16 protein-coding genes are annotated in these 17,831 nt (G+C 66.4%); 12 read left to right on the plus strand and 4 right to left on the minus strand.

What is annotated here, in order from left to right:
• Positions 1–65 precede the first annotated feature (65 nt).
• The 6 genes from B9C43_RS11335 (at position 66) to B9C43_RS11360 (ending at position 8,232) form a co-directional block, all read left to right on the plus strand.
• Positions 66–782, plus strand: a complete 717-nt coding sequence (locus B9C43_RS11335) for a helix-turn-helix transcriptional regulator (protein WP_084426005.1) — start codon at positions 66–68, stop codon at positions 780–782.
• Between the two features lie 64 nt (positions 783–846).
• Positions 847–2,745 (plus strand): Xaa-Pro dipeptidyl-peptidase, encoded by a 1,899-nt coding sequence (locus B9C43_RS11340; protein ID WP_084426007.1) that lies wholly within the window; start codon positions 847–849, stop codon positions 2,743–2,745.
• Positions 2,746–2,799: 54 nt separating this feature from the next.
• Complete coding sequence (locus B9C43_RS11345; RefSeq protein ID WP_143446283.1) at positions 2,800–4,707, plus strand: Xaa-Pro dipeptidyl-peptidase; 1,908 nt, start codon at positions 2,800–2,802, stop codon at positions 4,705–4,707.
• A gap of 40 nt (positions 4,708–4,747) precedes the next feature.
• The gene (locus tag B9C43_RS11350) at positions 4,748–6,097 is read left to right on the plus strand and encodes a DHA2 family efflux MFS transporter permease subunit (RefSeq protein WP_084426009.1); all 1,350 of its coding nucleotides are present in this window, start codon (positions 4,748–4,750) and stop codon (positions 6,095–6,097) included.
• Positions 6,098–6,109: 12 nt separating this feature from the next.
• Positions 6,110–6,733: a Maf family protein gene (locus B9C43_RS11355; protein ID WP_084426011.1), complete on the plus strand. Its 624-nt coding sequence runs from the start codon at positions 6,110–6,112 to the stop codon at positions 6,731–6,733.
• A 212-nt stretch (positions 6,734–6,945) separates the two neighbouring features.
• Complete coding sequence (locus B9C43_RS11360) at positions 6,946–8,232, plus strand: dicarboxylate/amino acid:cation symporter (RefSeq protein ID WP_084426013.1); 1,287 nt, start codon at positions 6,946–6,948, stop codon at positions 8,230–8,232.
• A 24-nt stretch (positions 8,233–8,256) separates the two neighbouring features.
• On the opposite strand, the gene B9C43_RS11365 is transcribed toward B9C43_RS11360, so the two are convergent.
• A complete protein-coding gene (locus B9C43_RS11365) occupies positions 8,257–8,913 on the minus strand; it encodes a hypothetical protein (RefSeq protein WP_143446284.1) in 657 nt (218 codons plus the stop codon).
• A gap of 151 nt (positions 8,914–9,064) precedes the next feature.
• On the opposite strand from B9C43_RS11365, the gene B9C43_RS11370 reads away from it, so the two are divergent.
• The 3 genes from B9C43_RS11370 (at position 9,065) to B9C43_RS11380 (ending at position 11,947) form a co-directional block, all read left to right on the plus strand.
• Positions 9,065–10,843, plus strand: coding sequence for an acetyl/propionyl/methylcrotonyl-CoA carboxylase subunit alpha (locus B9C43_RS11370; protein WP_084428036.1), 1,779 nt, complete (start codon positions 9,065–9,067; stop codon positions 10,841–10,843).
• Between the two features lie 18 nt (positions 10,844–10,861).
• Entirely contained in the window at positions 10,862–11,272 is a 411-nt protein-coding gene (locus tag B9C43_RS11375) for a DUF1707 SHOCT-like domain-containing protein (RefSeq protein WP_051896735.1), read from the plus strand.
• Positions 11,273–11,455: 183 nt separating this feature from the next.
• Positions 11,456–11,947, plus strand: coding sequence for a DUF1707 SHOCT-like domain-containing protein (locus B9C43_RS11380; RefSeq protein WP_033388321.1), 492 nt, complete (start codon positions 11,456–11,458; stop codon positions 11,945–11,947).
• Here B9C43_RS11380 and B9C43_RS11385 read toward each other — a convergent pair.
• Genes B9C43_RS11385 through B9C43_RS11395 form a run of 3 tightly spaced genes read right to left on the minus strand, consistent with a single transcriptional unit; the run spans position 11,941 to position 15,687 of the window.
• Positions 11,941–12,582 (minus strand): ABC transporter ATP-binding protein, encoded by a 642-nt coding sequence (locus tag B9C43_RS11385; RefSeq protein ID WP_084426018.1) that lies wholly within the window; start codon positions 12,580–12,582, stop codon positions 11,941–11,943. The genes B9C43_RS11380 and B9C43_RS11385 overlap by 7 nt on opposite strands.
• Positions 12,579–13,229, minus strand: coding sequence for an ABC transporter ATP-binding protein (locus B9C43_RS11390; RefSeq protein WP_084426020.1), 651 nt, complete (start codon positions 13,227–13,229; stop codon positions 12,579–12,581). Before B9C43_RS11390 ends, B9C43_RS11385 begins: the two co-directional genes overlap by 4 nt.
• On the minus strand, positions 13,222–15,687 hold the full coding sequence (locus B9C43_RS11395) for an ABC transporter permease family protein (protein ID WP_084426022.1): 2,466 nt from the start codon (positions 15,685–15,687) through the stop codon (positions 13,222–13,224). The genes B9C43_RS11390 and B9C43_RS11395 overlap by 8 nt, the downstream gene beginning before the upstream one ends.
• 188 nt (positions 15,688–15,875) lie before the next feature.
• On the opposite strand from B9C43_RS11395, the gene B9C43_RS11400 reads away from it, so the two are divergent.
• Genes B9C43_RS11400 through B9C43_RS11410 form a run of 3 tightly spaced genes read left to right on the plus strand, consistent with a single transcriptional unit; the run spans position 15,876 to position 17,831 of the window.
• Positions 15,876–16,400: a GNAT family N-acetyltransferase gene (locus B9C43_RS11400; protein ID WP_084426024.1), complete on the plus strand. Its 525-nt coding sequence runs from the start codon at positions 15,876–15,878 to the stop codon at positions 16,398–16,400.
• A gap of 55 nt (positions 16,401–16,455) precedes the next feature.
• Positions 16,456–16,779 carry a PE domain-containing protein gene (locus tag B9C43_RS56670; protein WP_084426027.1) on the plus strand — a complete coding sequence of 108 codons (324 nt, stop codon included), beginning with the start codon at positions 16,456–16,458 and terminating at the stop codon, positions 16,777–16,779.
• Entirely contained in the window at positions 16,776–17,831 is a 1,056-nt protein-coding gene (locus B9C43_RS11410; protein ID WP_084426029.1) for a PPE domain-containing protein, read from the plus strand. Before B9C43_RS56670 ends, B9C43_RS11410 begins: the two co-directional genes overlap by 4 nt.

Genomic DNA, 17,831 nt, shown 5'->3' on the forward strand with positions numbered 1-17,831 from the left:
ATCGCCGCGCGCAGGACATGTCGCGGAGTACACGGGACATGTCCATTCGTCCGTAAAGTGAAAGCATGGATCCGGTTGACGAGCTGCTGAGGGGTGTCCGGTCGACGAGCACCGGTCGTCAGGAATTGACTGGAACGCTGCGGTTCACCGGCGAACTCACGCTCATCGCGCCCCTCCGAGGCCACGTGCGCCTCAACACCAAGCCTGTGCACCTCGGCGACATCGCCGTTGTGCGCGGGCCGTTCGAGGCGGAGTCGAACAGCGCGGTCCTGCTTGTCGGGACCTATTGCGTGTCGGACGGATTGTTGGATCTTCTCCCGCCGGTGTTGGTGCTGGACGGGTGTGACGACCTGACGTCCATCTACGCCCCAGGCAGTCAGGTCGTGCAGAACCGGCTCTTCGAATGGCTGCTCGTGTGCACGCTCCGAGCGTGGTTCGACCAGCAACAGGTGCCGCGTGGGTGGGACGACGCGACGCTCGGACCCGTCCTGCGCGCGATGCACGCGGCGCCGGGCAAACCGTGGACGCTCTCCTCGTTGGCGGGTGAAGCGGGTGTGTCACGCTCCACGCTGGCGAACCGGTTCGTCAAGCTCATGGGCAAGCCGCCGTTGACGTACCTGACCGACTGGCGGATGTCCTTGGCTGCCGAACTGCTCGCCGAGTCGAATGCGACCGTTGGTGCGGTGGCACATCAGGTCGGTTACGCCGACGCTTTCGGGTTCAGCGCAGCCTTCAAACGCTTCTACGGGATCAGCCCCACGCAGTGCCGCAGGTCCTGTTAACTGGGAACCCATTGCCACCTTCGGCCCTGATAATCCCGCCGACCAGCGTTTTAGCGTCTCTGGCATGGCGATTCGTGGCTGGCTGACCGGTGGACTGGTCGGGTTGCTGTCCGGGCTGGTCGTGGTTCCCGCTTCGGCGGCGGAACCGGCGTTCGTGGTGCAAGACGGTGTCACGCAACCGATCCACGCCGACGCCGTCCGCGAGACGACCTGGGTCGACATCGGCTTGGACCTGGACAACAACGGTGTCGGTGACCGGGTCGCCGCCGACATCGTCCGGCCAGCCACGGCCGAGCGTGTGCCGGTGATCATCGACGCCAGCCCGTACTACTCGACCAACGGGCGCGGCAACGAAAGCGAGCGCAAGTCGTACGACTCCGCCGGTGTGCCGGTGAAGTTCCCGCTGTTCTACGACAACTACTTCGTACCAAGGGGTTACGCCGTCGCCTTGGTCGACTTCAGCGGTTCCAACCGGTCGACCGGGTGCATGGACACCGGTGGACGCTCGGAGATCGCGTCCGGCAAAGCCGTGATCGACTGGCTCAACGGCCGCGCGACTGGATATTCAGCCGCGTCCGGCGGTTCGGTCAAAACGGCGTCGTGGTCGACCGGCGCCGCCGCGATGATCGGCAAGTCCTGGGACGGCAGCATCACGCATGGGGTTGCCGCGACGGGCGTTGACGGCCTGCGCACGATCGTGCCGATCTCCGCGATCAGCTCGTGGTACGACTGGTTCCGCTCGGATGGCGTCTCGCTGCGTGGTTTCGGTACGCCGACGAGTCTCGCTTCCGGTTTCGAGAACAGCAACGCACGATCCCGTTGCGGCGCTGTGCGTACCGAGATGACCAATGGCGCTCCGGCCAACGGTGATTTCACGCCGATGTGGTCGCAACGCGATTTCGTCCGCAACGCCAGTCAGGTCAAGGCGGCGGTCTTCTCGGTCAACGGTCGCGCGGACCTGAACGTGAAGCCGATCAACTGGGGACAGTGGCTCGACGCGCTGCCCGCTTCGACGCCGCGCAAGCTGTGGCTGTCGCAGACCGGGCACATCGACCCGTTCGACTTCCGCCGGGCGGAATGGGTCCGTACCCTGCATCGCTGGTTCGACCGCTGGTTGCTGAACATCCAGAACGGCATCGAGAACGAGCCGCAGGTGTCGGTCGAGCGCGGCGTGGACCAGTGGTCCGACTCACCGACGTGGCCGCCTTCGGGACTGCAGTCCCAGCGGCTCTACCCCGTCGCCGGGTCCGTTGCCGGTGTCGGCACGTTGCGGCCGACACCGGGCACGTCGACTTCTTCCTTCACGGACAACGGTTCCGGTACGCCTTCGTCCTACATCGCCTCACCGAACGCCACTTCGGCGCGTCGCGTGCTGTACAGCATGGGCCCGTTCGGCTCCGACGTTCGGCTTGCCGGGATCTCCCGGCTGACCGTTGCCGTGACACCGTCCACGCCGACCGCGCACCTGTCGGCGTTCCTTGTCGATTACGGCCCGGCGACGATCCGCAGCACGTCCGGTGAAGGAATTCGCACGCTGACAACGGAATCGTGCTGGGGCGAGGACCGGCCAGGCGACGACGCCTGCTACCGCGACACCCAGGCCACAACGTCTACGGTGGACGCCACGATCATCGCGCGCGGCTGGGCCGACCTGGCCAACTACCAGTCGCTGAGCACGCCGCGGACGCTGACGCCGGGCACCAAGTACACGATGACGTTCCGGCTTTCCGCGACCGACTACGTTGTGCCACGCGGTCACCGGCTGGCCCTTGTGATCGCAGGCACCGACAGTTCCATGACCACGAGCCCGTCGCAGTTGCCACGCGTCACCGTGAACCTGGCCGAGACCTCGATCCTGCTGCCCGTCGCCGGCACGCTGCCACTGACCTCGGCGAGCACGGCGCCGGACGCTTCGGTGGTCCAGCAGGACATCGTCCCCGGCAGGCTCGACCAGGTGCGCTGAATTGGCACTTTCGGCGCTGACGCAGGTCAGGGTGCACGGCTTAGCGTCACCGGTATGTCGATTCGTGGGGTGTTGATCGGTGGCTTAGTCGGGCTGCTGTCTGGTGCGGTGGTCGTGCCCGCCCAGGCAGCACAGCCGTCTTACTCAGTGAAGAACGGTGTCACACAACCCATTCACTCCTTCCAGGACGCGATCCGGGAGACGGTCTGGGTGGACATCGGTCTGGACCTTGACAACAACGGTGTCGGTGACCGGGTGGCGGCCGACATCATCAGACCCGCCACCCGTGGCAAAGTGCCGGTGATCATCGACGCCAGTCCGTACTACGCGACCAACGGACGCGGCAACGAAGCCGAGCGCAAGTCGTACGACGCCGCCGGTGTACCGGTGAAGTTCCCGCTGTTCTACGACAACTACTTCGTCCCTCGCGGCTACGCGGTCGCCCTGGTCGACTTCAGCGGCTCCAGCCGGTCGACCGGGTGCATGGACACCGGCGGGCGCTCGGAAGTCGCCTCGGGCAAGGCCGTGATCGACTGGCTCAACGGCCGCGCCACCGGATACTCGGCGGTCGAGGGTGGCTCGACCGTCAAGGCCTCGTGGTCGACCGGTGCCGCCGCGATGATCGGCAAGTCCTGGGACGGCAGCGTCGCCCAAGGCGTCGCCTCGACCGGCGTCGACGGGCTGCGCACGATCGTGCCGATCGAGGCGATCAGCTCGTGGTACGACTGGTTCCGGTCCGACGGGGTGTCCTTCCGTGGCTGGGGCACGCCGACGAACCTCGCTTCCGGTTTCGAGAACGCCAACGCCAAGGCTGGGTGCGAGGCCGTTCGTACCGAGATGACAACCGGCGCGCCAGCCAACGGCGACTACACCGCCATGTGGCAGCAACGGGATTACGTGCGCAACGCCAGCAAGGTCAAGGCCGCGGTGTTCTCCATCAACGGACGCGCCGACCTGAACGTCAAGCCGATCAACTGGGGACAGTGGCTCGACGCCCTGCCTCGTTCCACTCCCCGCAAGCTCTGGCTGTCGCAGACCGGCCACGTCGACCCGTTCGACTTCCGCAGGCCGGAATGGGTCCGGACGCTGCACCGCTGGTTCGACCGCTGGCTGCTCAACGTCCGCAACGGCATCGAGTACGAGCCACAGGTCTCGGTGGAGAGCGGCGTGAACCAGTGGACCGAATACCCGATCTGGCCCGCGCCGGCCGCACGGGTGCGTCTGCACCCTGTCGCTGGTTCAACTGCGGGAGTGGGCAAGTTGAACTTCTTCCCCGGCTCGTCGGCCGCCGAGTCCTTCACGGATCCCGGGACGACCACGCCGGAGTCGGCCATCAGCTCGCCGAACGCCACATCCGGCGAACGTGTCCTCTACAGCACAGGCGAGCTCACGCACGACGTGCGGATCGCGGGCATTCCTCGGATCACAGTCAGTGCAACGCCTTCAACGCCGACCGCGCACCTTTCCGCGTTCCTGGTCGACTACGGCCCGGCGACCATCCGTAGCCGCACCGGCGAAGGAATTCGCACGCTGACCAACGAAACGTGTTGGGGCGAGGACCGGCCGGGCGACGACGCCTGCTACCGCGAGACCGAGGCAACCACGTCCACTGTGGACGCCACGATCATCGCGCGCGGGTGGGCCGATCTGGCCAACTACCAGTCGATCAGCGCCGAACAGCCGCTGACGCCCGGGAACAAGTACAAGATGACCTTCCGGCTGTCCACGGCGGACTACGTGATCCCGAAGGGGCATCGTCTGGCACTCGTGATCGCGGGATCGGACCGCAGCATGGTCCTGACGCCCGCGCAGCTGCCCGGGTTGACCGTGCACCTGGCCGAAACGTCCGTTCAGGTGCCGATCGCAGGCATCTTCGCTGGTTCCTCCACGGTGGAAACGCCCGAGGCGCCTGCGGCGTCCCGTGTCCAGCAGGACATCACGCCGGGGAGGTTGGACGGCTGAAGTTGCGCCCAGCTTGCGCCCGCCTGCCTAGGTTGACGCAATGGAGAAGAGCTGGGCTGCGTTGTTCGCGTTGTGCTTCGGGTTCTTCATGATCCTGTTGGACTCGACGATCGTTCAGGTGGCGGTGCCGAGCCTGATGACCGGCTTGCCCGCCACCTTGAACGAGGTGTTCTGGGTCAACAGCGTCTACCTGCTGACGTTCGCGGTTCCACTGCTGCTCACCGGCCGGCTCGGCGACCGGTTCGGGCCACGCAGGCTCTACCTGGCAGGCCTGGTGATCTTCACGGCGGCGTCACTGTGGTGCGGTCTGGCTCAGGACGCCCCAGATCTGATCGCGGCAAGGGCCGTGCAGGGGCTGGGTGCCGCGGCGTTGACCCCGCAGTCCATGGCGTTCATCAGCTACCTGTTTCCCACCAATCGGGGTGCGGCGATGGGTGCGTGGGGGTCGGTCGCCGGGCTGGCCACGATCGCCGGGCCGGTGCTCGGCGGGTTGATCACCGAAACGCTGGGCTGGGAATGGATCTTCATCGTCAACGTGCCCGTCGGGATCATCGCCATCGCGCTGGTGCTCTGGCTGGTCCCGAACTGGCAGCCGAGGCACAGCCATCGCTTTGACGTCCCGGGGATCGTGCTGAGTTCGCTGGGGCTCTTCGCTGTGGTGTTCGGGATCCAGAACGGCGAGCTGTACGACCGGACGACGATCGCCGCAGTCCTGGCGACCGGCGGCGTGCTCATCGCGATCTTCCTGTGGTGGCAGCACAAGAACCCCAACGAGCCGTTGCTCCCGTTGCGGCTGTTCAAAAATCGGACCTTCTCGTTCGGCAGCCTCACCGGTGTGCTGATCGGGTTCGCGATGGCCGCCATGTTCATCCCGCTGATGATCTACCTGCAGTCCGTGCTGGGCATGACCCCGTTGGAAACGGGACTGTTCATGGGCCCGATGTCCGTGGTGTCGGCGATCCTCGCACCCTTCGCGGGCCGCCTGTCCGACCGGATCGAGGGCAAGTACATCATCATCGTCGGGCTCCTCGCCTACGCCGCCGGAATCGGCAGTGTCGCGGTGATCGCCCAGCCTGGCCTGAATTCCTGGGCACTGGTGCCCGGGTTGTTGCTGTGCGGAGTCGGCATCGGGACGATCTTCAGCCCGCTCAGCAGTACCACCATCTCCGGCCTGGCGCCGTCGCTGATCGGGGCGGGCGCGGGCATCTACAACATGTCCCGTCAGGTCGGCAACGTACTCGGCAGCGCGGCCGCGGGCCTGCTGATGCAGATCGCGTCCACAGAACTGCTCGAAGCCGCCCGGATCACGATGCTGCTGCCCGCGCTCGTCCTGCTCGGCGCCGCGTTCACGGCGGCACGGATGCGCAAGGAACTGGTCGCGGCACACTAGTTACCCTTCGGTGTGCGTTTCATTCTCGCTTCCGCATCGCCCGCCCGGCTCGGTGTCCTGCGCCAGGCCGGAATCGACCCGCTCGTCCATGTGTCCGGTGTGGACGAGGACGCCGTGACCGCGAGCCTGCCCGGCGCGAGCCATCAGGAGCTCGTGACGGCGCTCGCTCGCGCCAAGGCACAAGCCGTTGCCAATGAAATCGTCACAGCGACGACGGCCGATCCGAACGCCGTGATCGTGGCGTGCGACTCGATGTTGTCGATCAACGGCGAGATCCTCGGCAAACCAGGCACACCGGAACGCGCCAAGCAACGCTGGGCGGCGATGGCGGGCAACAGCGGCGAGCTGCTGACCGGGCACGCGGTGATCCTGGTCGAAAACGGTGCGGTCACGAAGAAAGCCAGCGACTGGGAAGGCACCGTGGTCCGGTTCGCCAAGCCTTCCGAAGCCGAGATCGACGCGTACATCGCAAGCGGTGAACCGCTTAACGTCGCGGGTGGGTTCACCATTGACGGCAAGGGTGCCTGGTTCGTCGACGGGATCGACGGCAACCACGGAAGTGTGATCGGGATCAGCCTGCCGCTGACCCGCCGCCTGCTCGCCGAGGTCGGCGTCAGCGTGACCACATTCTGGTAACCCTGGTCACAACCTGGGACTTTGCGGAAGATGTGACGGTCAGCCAACTGTTCTAGACCACTGTTGCCTACCCGGAAGGGGCCGTCACAGTGCGTTGTGCCCTGCTCCTGACGCAACGTCGCTACCTCGACCAAGGCCGGCTCGCCAGCTCGATGTGTCGCACCGGACAGCTCTGAAAGGCCCTGTCCACGACCCATCGCGCGGAGTGACCCATGTCTTTTGTCCGTACGTACACCAAACCCAAAGTCTTCGGCTTCGTCACGCTCGGTGCCCTCGTCGCAGGCGCCGTACTCGGTTTCATCGCCAAGGATTCCGGCGCCAAGTGGCTGTCGGAGACGCTCACCACCATCTCGACCGTCTTCACCAACCTGTTGCAGTTCACCGTGATCCCGTTGGTGTTCACGGCGATCATCGTCGGTGTCAACAGCCTGCGCAGCCTCGGCGGACCACGAACGGCGACCCGCTTAGGCGGCAAAACCCTGCTGTGGTTCGGGATCACGTCGCTGATCGCGGTCCTGCTCGGCATCGTGATCGGCCTGATCGTCCAGCCGGGCAGCGGCGTGCAGGTCGCGCCGGCCGAGGCGAACATCGCCAGGGTCGAGGACCGCGCGACAGGCAACTGGTGGACGTTCATCCAGGGCCTGGTGCCCGCCAACTTCCTCGAAGCGTTCACCGAAGGCAAGGTGCTGCAGGTCGTCTTCCTCGCGCTGATCGTGGCCGCGGCCACGTACGCGCTGGGTGACCGGGCCAAGCCGTTCGCCACGTTCAACCAGGCCGTGTTCGACGTGATCCAGAAGGTGCTCGGCTGGATCATCCTGCTCGCCCCGATCGGCGTGCTCGGCCTGATCGGCAAGGCGTTCGCCACCTACGGAAACCAGTTCATCGCACCGCTGTTCTCCCTGGTCTGGACCGTCTACCTGGGTGCGGCGCTGATCATGTTCGTGGTCTACCCGCTGCTGCTGAAGTTCGTCGGCAAGATCGACCCGCGGCAGTTCTTCGCCAGGTCGTGGAACGCGCTGCAGTTCGCGTTCGTGTCCCGCTCCTCCGGCGCGACACTGCCGTTGAGCAGGCAGAGCGCGGTGGACCTCGGTGTGGATCCCGGATACGCCGGGTTCGCGGTGCCGCTGGGCACGACGACCAAGATGGACGGCTGCGCTGCGCTCTACCCCGCGTTGGCGTCGGTCTTCATCGCCAACATGGCCGGGATCGAACTGAGCGTGGCGCAGTACATCGGCATCGTCGCGGTAGCCGTGTTCGGGTCGCTGGCGACCGCGGGCACGACCGGCTGGTTTACCATGCTCACGCTCACGCTGAGTGCGATCAACCTGCCGCCCGAGGTGACCGCGACCGGCCTGGCCATCGTGATCGCGATCGACCCGATCCTGGACATGGCGCGCACGGCGACCAACGTCGCCGGTCAGATCACCGTGCCCGTCCTGGTCGCCCGGCAGGAGAACCTGCTGGACGACGGCGAGCGGAAGGACCCCGTCGCCGTCTAGTTGGAACCGTCTAGTTGGGACTGTCTAGTTGGGGCAGGGCCGTTGCAGCTGGGCCGGGCTGGGCTTGACTTCCGTCGGCCAGCCCGGCAGCCGGTCCTGCCTGGTGTTCGCGGTACACCCCAGATCGACGCCTTCCAGCGTGAACACCTGCGCGAAGAAGCCGCGTTGCACGGTGACCACCTCGGGCGCGAGGTCGCCGAGGATGTGGGTCAGCTTGAGGTAGTCGGCGCTGGAGAAGTACGTCGGCGTCATCAGGTTCCACTTGCCGGACCGCCCGACCACCACCTCGCCGACCATGCCGGTGTCCAGGTCGCCCTTGACCAGGCACGCCGACAGCGTCGACGCCACGCAGTCGAGCGAGTCCGGGCCCAGCGTCGCGCCGCGACCAGGCAACCTCGACTCGAACACCCGGTCGTCACCGACCTTCAACCGCGCACCCTGGCCACCCGAGTCGACGATCAACTCGATCTTGGTGCTGCCCAGCGTCGCCGTGTCGACCACCGAACACGGCTCGTGCCTGCACCACTCCGAGCTCGGCGCAGGTGACGGCGTGGACGTCGGTGTCGCCGCGATCGCTGCCTCATCGCTTTTCATGCGCAAATAGGCCGACGTGCCCACAGCTCCGGCAGCCACCAGTAAGGACAGCAACGCGGTGACCGTCACTGAACGCCCGTACCCCACCCCTCAAAGAGTAGGGGTCGAAGCGTGGCCTTGCTCGCAGTTGGGCGGGCTCCGCTGGCCTTAAACTGCGACGAAGAGCACCAGGATTTCCGCACAAGGAGGCAGGGGCGTGCCAGAGTCGGCTTCTGAAGACCTGCTCGCAGGGTCGAGCATCGGCAGGGCGAGTGATCTGGCTTCGCTGCACAAGGTACTGATCGCCAACCGTGGAGAGATCGCCGTACGGGTGATCAGGGCGTGCAAGGACGCCGGGCTGGCGAGTGTGGCCGTGTACGCGGACCCGGATCGAGACGCACCTTTCGTCCGGCTGGCCGACGAGGCGTTCGCGCTCGGTGGCTCCACGCCGGGCGAGTCGTACCTCTCCTTCGAGAAGGTGCTGGACGTGGCCAAGCGCGCAGGCGCGGACTCCGTCCACCCGGGCTACGGCTTCCTTTCGGAGAACGCCGAGTTCGCGCAGGCCGTCCTGGACGCCGGTCTGATCTGGATCGGGCCGTCCCCGCAAGCCATCCGTGACCTGGGAGACAAGGTCACCGCGCGGCACATCGCCACGCGTGCGGGCGCGCCGCTCGTACCCGGTACCAAGGACCCGGTCGCCGGGCCTGCCGAGGTCATCGCGTTCGCCGAGGAACACGGCCTGCCGGTCGCGATCAAGGCAGCGTTCGGTGGCGGCGGCCGTGGCCTGAAAGTGGCCCGCACGATGGAGGAAATCCCCGAGCTGTTCGACTCGGCGGTACGCGAGGCAGTCACCGCGTTCGGCCGTGGCGAATGCTTCGTCGAGCGCTACCTGGACAAGCCGCGGCACGTCGAAGCCCAGGTGCTCGCCGACCAGCACGGCAACGTGATCGTGGTCGGCACTCGTGACTGCTCGCTGCAGCGCCGCCACCAGAAGCTGGTGGAGGAGGCTCCCGCGCCTTTCCTCAACGAGGACCAGCGCAAGACCATCCACACCGCGGCCCGTGACATCTGCAAGGAGGCCGGGTACTCCGGCGCGGGCACGGTCGAGTTCCTGGTCGGCCAGGACGGCACCATCTCGTTCCTCGAGGTCAACACCCGACTGCAGGTCGAGCACCCGGTCAGCGAGGAGACCACCGGCATCGACCTGGTCCGCGAGCAGTTCCGCATCGCCGACGGCCAGGAGCTGCGGTTCTCCGAGGACCCCGAGCCGCGCGGGCACTCGTTCGAGTTCCGGATCAACGGCGAGGACGCCGGCCGCAACTTCCTGCCCGCACCCGGCACGGTCACGACCTTCATCGCGCCGGACGGGCCCGGTGTCCGGGTCGACGCGGGCGTCGAGTCCGGGACCGTGATCGGCGGGCAGTTCGACTCGCTGCTGGCCAAGCTGATCGTGACCGGCGAGACCCGCGAGGAGGCGCTGCGCCGCGCCCGCCGCGCGCTCGACGAGATGGTCGTCGAGGGAATGGCCACGGTTCTGCCGTTCCACAAGGCGATCGTGCGGGATCCCGCGTTCGCCGAGGACTTCACGGTGCACACCCGGTGGATCGAGACGGAGTTCGACAACAAGATCGAACCGTTCAGCGCACCGGGTGAAATCGGTGAAGAGGAACCGCGGCAGACCGTCGTGGTCGAGGTCGGCGGCCGCAGGCTCGAGGTTTCACTGCCCGGTGACCTGGCACTTTCCCCCGCCGGCGGCGGAGGCGCTGCTGCCAAGGCCAAGCCCCGTAAGCGCGGTGGCACGAAGGGCGCGGCGGCGGTCTCCGGCGACGCTGTGGCCGCGCCGATGCAGGGCACCATCGTCAAGATCGCGGTCGAGGACGGCCAGCAGGTCCAGGCCGGTGACCTCATCGTGGTTCTCGAAGCGATGAAGATGGAGAACCCGGTCAACGCGCACAAGGCCGGCACTGTCACAGGCCTCGCTGTCGCGAGCGGCGAAACGGTCACGCAAGGTAGCGTCCTGTGTGAAATCAAGGACTGACGTTTCTACAATTGCTTCATGGCACCGAGTGACGGCAACGTCCGGATCGGCACCTCGGAACGAGAGGAAGCCGTCCGGGCGTTGGCCGAGCACATGACGCAAGGCCGCCTCGACGTCTCGGAGTACGACCAGCGCGTCGCTCTCGCGAACGCCGCCAAGACAAGAGCCGAGCTGGCGGAGATCTTCGAGGACTTGCCCGAGCCGAACCCGATGCGGGCGCTGACCACGCCCAAGCCCACCGCGGTGCCGGTGCCCGCGCAGGCCAGCCCGCTGATCGAGAAGGACAAAAGCAGCAACGCCAAGGCGATCATCATCGGGTTCGTGATCTTCTCAGTCGCCGCGATCGTCACGGTGACCGCGATCCTCGGCGAGTGGTGGGCGCTGATCCCGGCGTTCCTGATCGTGGTGGTGCTGGCGATCGCCTCCTGAACAGGCGCGATCTGGTCGGGGCCATAACATGGATGACCGGCATTGTCAGTGCCGGAGCGCGAACTGGTTGGAATTGGAACTGGGTGACGATGTTGTTCGTTGCCGAGATCGGAAGGCGCGCGGGTGGCCAAGACAGGACCGATGTCATCGGTTTTCTCAGCTTCGCGGCCGTACGATTGTGGTGTGAACGATCCGGAGATCCGTGTGGGAGACGCCGAGCGGGAGGAAGCCCTGCAGGCGTTGGGTGACCACATGAGTGCCGGGCGCCTCGACATCGACGAGTACGGCGAGCGCACGGCACGTGTCGCGGCTTCCAAGACCCGCGGGGATCTCCTTGAGCTGTTCAAGGACCTGCCCGAGCCGAAACCGAGCTTCGTCCCCGTGGTCAAGTCGCCGGAGCCGGTCGTCGCACCAGCGGGGCCTCCGCTGCAGCGGTGGGCCAGTTCGCGCCCGGCGTTACGGGCCTACGCCGCGATGATCCCGGTGATCTGGGTGGCGACGGCGTTGTTGTTCGTCTTCGCCGTCCGCACGCCGTTCATCTTCATCCTGCCGTTCTTCGCGATGGTCGCCGGAGCCCGGATCTGGGGCGCCGACTGGCACTACGAACGGCGGGCCCAGCGGCGTCAGCGTGAGCACTGGAAGAACCAGCACCGGCGGCACCGCGGGCATTACTGATCTTCAGTCAGCCGTCCGTCGACCAGCTGCAGCCGGCGGTGTGCCCGCGCGGTGAGCGCCGGGTCGTGCGTCGCGACGAGGCAGGCGCTGCCGTCGTGGACGAAGTCCAGGAGGAGTTGGACGGCGAGTTCGATCGTGGCGTGGTCGAGGTGTGCGGTGGGTTCGTCGGCCAGCAGGACCTTCGGCTTCCCGGCGACCGCACGCGCCAGCGCCACCCGTTGCCGCTGGCCGATGGAAACCTCGGCGGGATAACGCCGGGTGAGCTCGCCGATGCCCAGCCTGGTCAGCAGTTCGGCGGCGGTGGCCATGGCTTCGCCGGCCTCGCCACCGCTGAACAGCATCGGCGAGGCGACGTTTTCCTCCAGCGTCAGCTCGTCGAGCAGGCCGAAACTCTGTGGCAGCACGGCCATCGTGGACCACGGCGGCGATGACGCGGCCGGCAGGCCCGTGATGTCGATGGAGCCGGTATCCGGCTGATCGAACCCGGCCAGCAGCGCCAGCAAAGCGCTCTTGCCCGAGCCGGACCGGCCGACCATCGTGACCAGTTCGCCTGCCTTGAGTTCCAGGCCGACGTCGGTCAGCACGTCGGTGCTGAACCTGCGGGACACACCGGAAACACTCAGCAGTGTGGTCATCTGTCCCCCAACCGGTAGACCCGTGCGGCCACGTCCAGCACGGCGTCGTCGTGTGACGCGGCCACCACTGTCACCCCGAGATTCACCAAGTCCTGCATGGTCTCGATGACCAGGCGGGCGGACTTGGCGTCCAATTGGGACGTCGGCTCGTCAGCCAGTACGACCTTCGCGTTGGCCGCCAAGGCGGTCAGGAACGCGAGGCGTTGCTGCTGGCCACCGGAAAGCGCGCTGATCGCCCAGTCCGCCGTGCCTGGCAGGCCCAGGCGGTCAAGCATGCCGATGTCCGGGTCCTTCGCCGCGGCCAGCTCCGCCGCGGCTTTCAGGTTCTGCCGGACAGTCAGGTAGCCGAACAGGTTGTCGACCGGATCCTGGAAGATCAGGTGCACCTTGCGCCTGAGCGCCCGGCGGGAGCGCTCGGTCAGCTTCGTGGTGTCGTTGCCGTGCAAGGTCAGTTCGCCGACAGTCGGGCGTTCGAGCATGCCCAGCAGTCTGAGCAATGTGGACTTTCCGGATCCGGAAGGCCCTGCCAGTACGGTCAACCCGTCGGCTGGGATGTCGAACGTCGCCTGGTTGACCGCTGTGACCTCGCCGGATGGCGTGCGGTAGCGGTGCACGACATCGCGCACGGAGTACACCACGTCAGGCACGGAGCAACTCCCTCACTTTGGCGCGTTTCGCGGCGCGCACGGCGTATCCGGCGACCAGCACGACTCCCACAATGGCCACTGTCGACGTCATCAGGCCGACTCCTTGCAGGCTCGCCGGTTGCGGAACCGGCGCGAGCGCGGGATATGGGTCGAGCCGTTGCGTGACCATTTCGAGGACAAACCAACCGCCACCGACACCGACCGCGGTGGCTGTGCCCGCGAGGATGGCCAACTCGACCAAATGTGTTGCCAGCAAAGCTCTTGATCGTAGGCCCATTCTCGCGAGCAACGCGTGTGCGACGGCCGTGGACCTTCGTCTGGTCTCGACGGATACAAGCAGGGTGACGACCGCGACGGCAGCGAGCGCGAACCCAAGCACTACGAAAAACGCGAAGATCCAAGCTACGACAAGGAAGGGCAAATGCTCGGTCGCGGTTTTCGCCTCAAGCACCGGACCGGTCGTCTCACCTGCCGCGTTGAGCACCTGCACCGCGCGTTCAGGGTTCTCGGTGGTGAGGATCTGCTGCACGAACCCTCGGCGCTCGCTCTGCGCCAGCCATTGCCATGACGTGATCAGCATTCCCTCGAACTGCCCCATCGCCGGGAAACTCGGGACCGTGGCGACCGTGCGCATGTTCTTGAAGTATTCGGCTGGACTGATGAACTCGTTCAGCGGGTACTGCCCGGCCACGATCACCGGGATCGTGCCGTCAGGCTGCGGCTTTTCCAGCGCTGCCATCAGATCGCTCAGGCTGGTGTCCGCCCACCGGTCACGCCACCGGCCGCCGTCGGCGAACGTCTTGGGATCGACCAAGAGGATGCGCGCGCCGATGTTGCCTTCGATGTACAGCTGGGTGAAGGCGATTCTGGTGGCGTGCAGCTCCGCGGGCACGTCGAAGGTCGGCGACGAAGTGCCCACCAGGCTGATGGCGTGGTCACTGCCGACCCGCATCCAGCTCTTGTCCTCAAGGGACTCTCGGGCGGTGCTCGCGACACCGACACCGGCCGCGATCACGCCGATCGCCAACCCGGCGACACCAAGCAGCGCGACCACTACTTTCCGTTGGGCCGCAGTTCTTCTGAGTGCCCAGAGGACGGTCGGGTTACGCCACCCTCGTAGCCGATGGCTTTCCCTGGAAAGAAACCCGGCCAGCCTGGCGACGACGCCGACCAGGAACACGATGGTCAGCAGCGGGAACGCCAGCGCGGCGAGGCTGACCTGAGGCAACAGCTCGCCGGCATCCACTTCGACGGCGTGTTCGGCGCCGGTCAGCCAGATCACCACCGCGGCGCCGCCGGCGAGCACCTCCCACGGGACCTTCTTCAGGAAGGCCGCTTCGGGTTTGCGCTCAACGACTCTGAGCGTTGTCACGGTCCCGAGCACCAGGAGTGCGACGAGCCATGTTCCAGCGGCTAGCAGCGCCGCGCGGCCAGGCGCCCAGGGGTCGAGTTGGGTGGCCGGCGCGAGCAGCGGACTCGTCACCCACGCAGTGGCCCAGCCCAGCGTCGCGCCTGCCAGTAGCGGGCCACCCATTTCCAGCACGGCTTTGCCGCCGATCGCTTGTGGACTGACTCCTCGTGTCCACAACAGACGAACTTCGGCGCCCCGGCGTTGCACCCATTGCGCCGCAAGGCCGACCACACCGAGCAATCCGGCGATGACGCTGACCAGCGTCAACGGCAACACCGCGCGGCCGACTGTTTCCTGCGTCCGCTCGGCGGTCTTCGCGCTCAACGCGGCGTAATCCTTGATCGCGGGCTTGCCGGTCAACGCGGCGGTGAGTTCCGGCGTCATCCGCGCGGTCGCGGCGGCCCACTCGTCCATCTGCGTGCGAGTCTGCAACGGCCTGGTCGTGTACACGTCCACGCGCGTGCCGGCCGGGACGAGTCCGCCCATCTGGACCAGCTCGTCCAACAACGTCGACGACACCAACAGCGGCTGAGGCGGACCGTTGGCACCTGCGTGCGGTGACGGCGCCACCAGGCTCCGGTCACCGCACCAGAACTCCGGCGCCGGGTCGGCCACTTTGCGATACACGGCACCGACTGGCACAGGCCTGCCGGCGAGCTGGATCGTGTCGCCAGGGTTCAGCTTGAACTGGTCGGCGACGTTGTGTGGCAGCCATACCCCGTCCCGTGAGCCGCCTTTGAGCACCTCAACGTGGTCGAACGCACGGTCGCGGCTGATCAACCGCACCGGGTCGAGCGGTCCGCGGGTGACGTATGTCCTGGTCCTGGCCGCCTCGCCGCCATATCGCTGGGCGATCTGACGGATCTTCGCGTCGTCAGCGACCACATCAGCGTTGGACACCGTCAGCTGGACGCCGTTTTCCGTCCGGCAACGGTGGTCGACCGCGTATTGAGTCGCCGCGGAACCCGACGCCGACGTGTAGAAGACGGTCGCCGCTGCCACGAACGCCAGGACAAGCCCTGTCACCACCCCCACAATGACGGTCACAGGACTGCTCAACGCCGCACGAGGGGCGCTCCTCCAGGGCAGCCGCACCTGGTGAACCTATCTGCCTGGTCCGACGATCCCGCCTTTTGTTGCCCAATCGCTACGCCAGACCGGCCCCAAGGCGCGGCCGACGGCGTGGGGAGTTCTGCCGACCAGGATTGTCGGTGGGGCGCGCTAACGTTCTTGATATGGAGCCCATCGAGATCAACGCAGGCGGGTACTACCTGCGTGCGTTGCGGGCGGATGATCTGCTCGACGACCGGCCTGCGATCGTTCGTGCGTTCGAGGATCCCGAGATGAAGCGGTGGGTGTCGGACTACCGCATCGGGGATTTGGCGGACGCCGGTGCCTATGTCGCGCGTCGGGCCGATGAGTGGGCGCGGGATGTGCGGTGTTCCTGGGCTGTCGCTGAGCCGACGACTGGGGCGTTACTGGGTGAGGTCGATCTGCGGGAGCTCGATTCGGGTGATCCGCAGGCCGCGTGCTGGACTCATCCCGATCATCGAGGTCGGGGGGTGGCCAGCACTGCTCTGGGCGCCGCTGTCCGGTTCGGGTTCGGTGCTCTCGGTCTTGCGAAGATCGGGTATCAGCACGACGCCGACAACACCGCTTCCCTTCGTGTCGCGGAGAAGTGCGGGTTCAAGCTGGTCGGCGAGACCATGCTGGACGGGACTCGGTTACTCCATTGGGTTGCGGTTTCGCCAACGTCGTGAACCGCTTGGCAGACGGGCACGTTGGTCTTCGCGAGTCGACAGGGAGGGTGACGGCGTGGCCGAGAACGGATTCCAGTTCGACCCCCAGGTCCTGCCCCGATTACACACCGCCTTCGCGGACGCGTTGGCCAAGGTGGACCGGCAGATCGAGCTCGCGAAGGGCGAACTGCGGGTGACTGCGTGGGCGGGCGATTCGGTCAGCGCGTACGCGGCCGAACGGTTCAACGCGCGCGCCCTGGATGAGCAATCCAGTGCGCTGCAAGCTCTTCAGGTTTACCGGGCGGCGTTGGACTCGCTCGTCGCCAAGCTTTCCGTGTCCGCCGGGCAGTATCAGCAGACGGAGCACGACAAGGACGCGACAATGCGGAGCGGGCAATGACGTACGAGGACATCACTCGGTGGCGTGGGTTCAGCCATGCCGAGTTGTACGCCCAGCTGCACAGTGGTCCCGGGGCTTCCGCGTCGGCGGTGCCCGCGCAGCGGTGGACGGACATGGCTTCGATGTTCGCGACGATCCACCAGGATCTGACCAAGGTCATCGCCGACGCGCAGGGCGAATGGCAGGGTTCGTCCGCCACATCGGCCTTCGCGCAGCTCGGCGATGTCGCAGCGTGGGCCGGCCGGGTCGGCGCGAACGCCAGCAGCATGAAGTCCAGCGTGGAACAGCAAGCCGATCACATCAGCAAGGCCAGGGCGGCCATGCCGAAGCCTGGTGAAACCCTTTCTCTGCAGCCAGATCCGGCGGCCGTGGCGGCCACGCAGCTGCTGGCGGCGCAGACCGATCATGAGCCGGTCGAACGAGCGACTTCAGAAGCCGCACGGACGGCACACGAAGTCATGCAGACGTATCAGAACGACACCACGGCGACAACTGGCGGCCTGAGCCGTTTCGACGAAATCGTTGACACATCCGGAGTTCCGATCGGCAAGTACGACAGTCAGCGTGGCGCCATCGGGTCGTTGCCCGAGTCTGTCGCAGCCATGGCAGGGCCAGTCGCGGCCGCCCCAGCACAGACGGTTTCCCTTGCTTCTGCTGAATTCCTTGGCCTGGTAACGGATGAACCTGAGGTCCGAGCCCGTCCATTCGGCGGTGAGTCCTTAGGCAACAGCAGTGGTTCGACGGCCGCTGCCCTTCCGCCGCAACGCGGTTCGTCCATTCGGCGGACACCGGCCCGTGCGCCCGTTCCCTATGACGCGCATCCGATCGCGCCAGTCGCACCAGCGGCTGCAACAACCGGCAGCGGCACCGAACGATCCACGGCCAGACGGCTCGGTGAGCCGTTGAATCCCTCTCGGTGGGCCGATGACGCAGTCGAACCTCCCAAACGCAGGCGTGACTGGAGTGAAGTGGGCAAGATAACTGAGCGTGTCGAAGGCGCCGACGCCGAGGTTCCCCCACCCGTGATCGGAAACGGGCCGTATCGTCCATGA

This window comes from Kibdelosporangium aridum, assembly GCF_900176515.1.
GTDB lineage: Bacteria > Actinomycetota > Actinomycetes > Mycobacteriales > Pseudonocardiaceae > Kibdelosporangium > Kibdelosporangium aridum.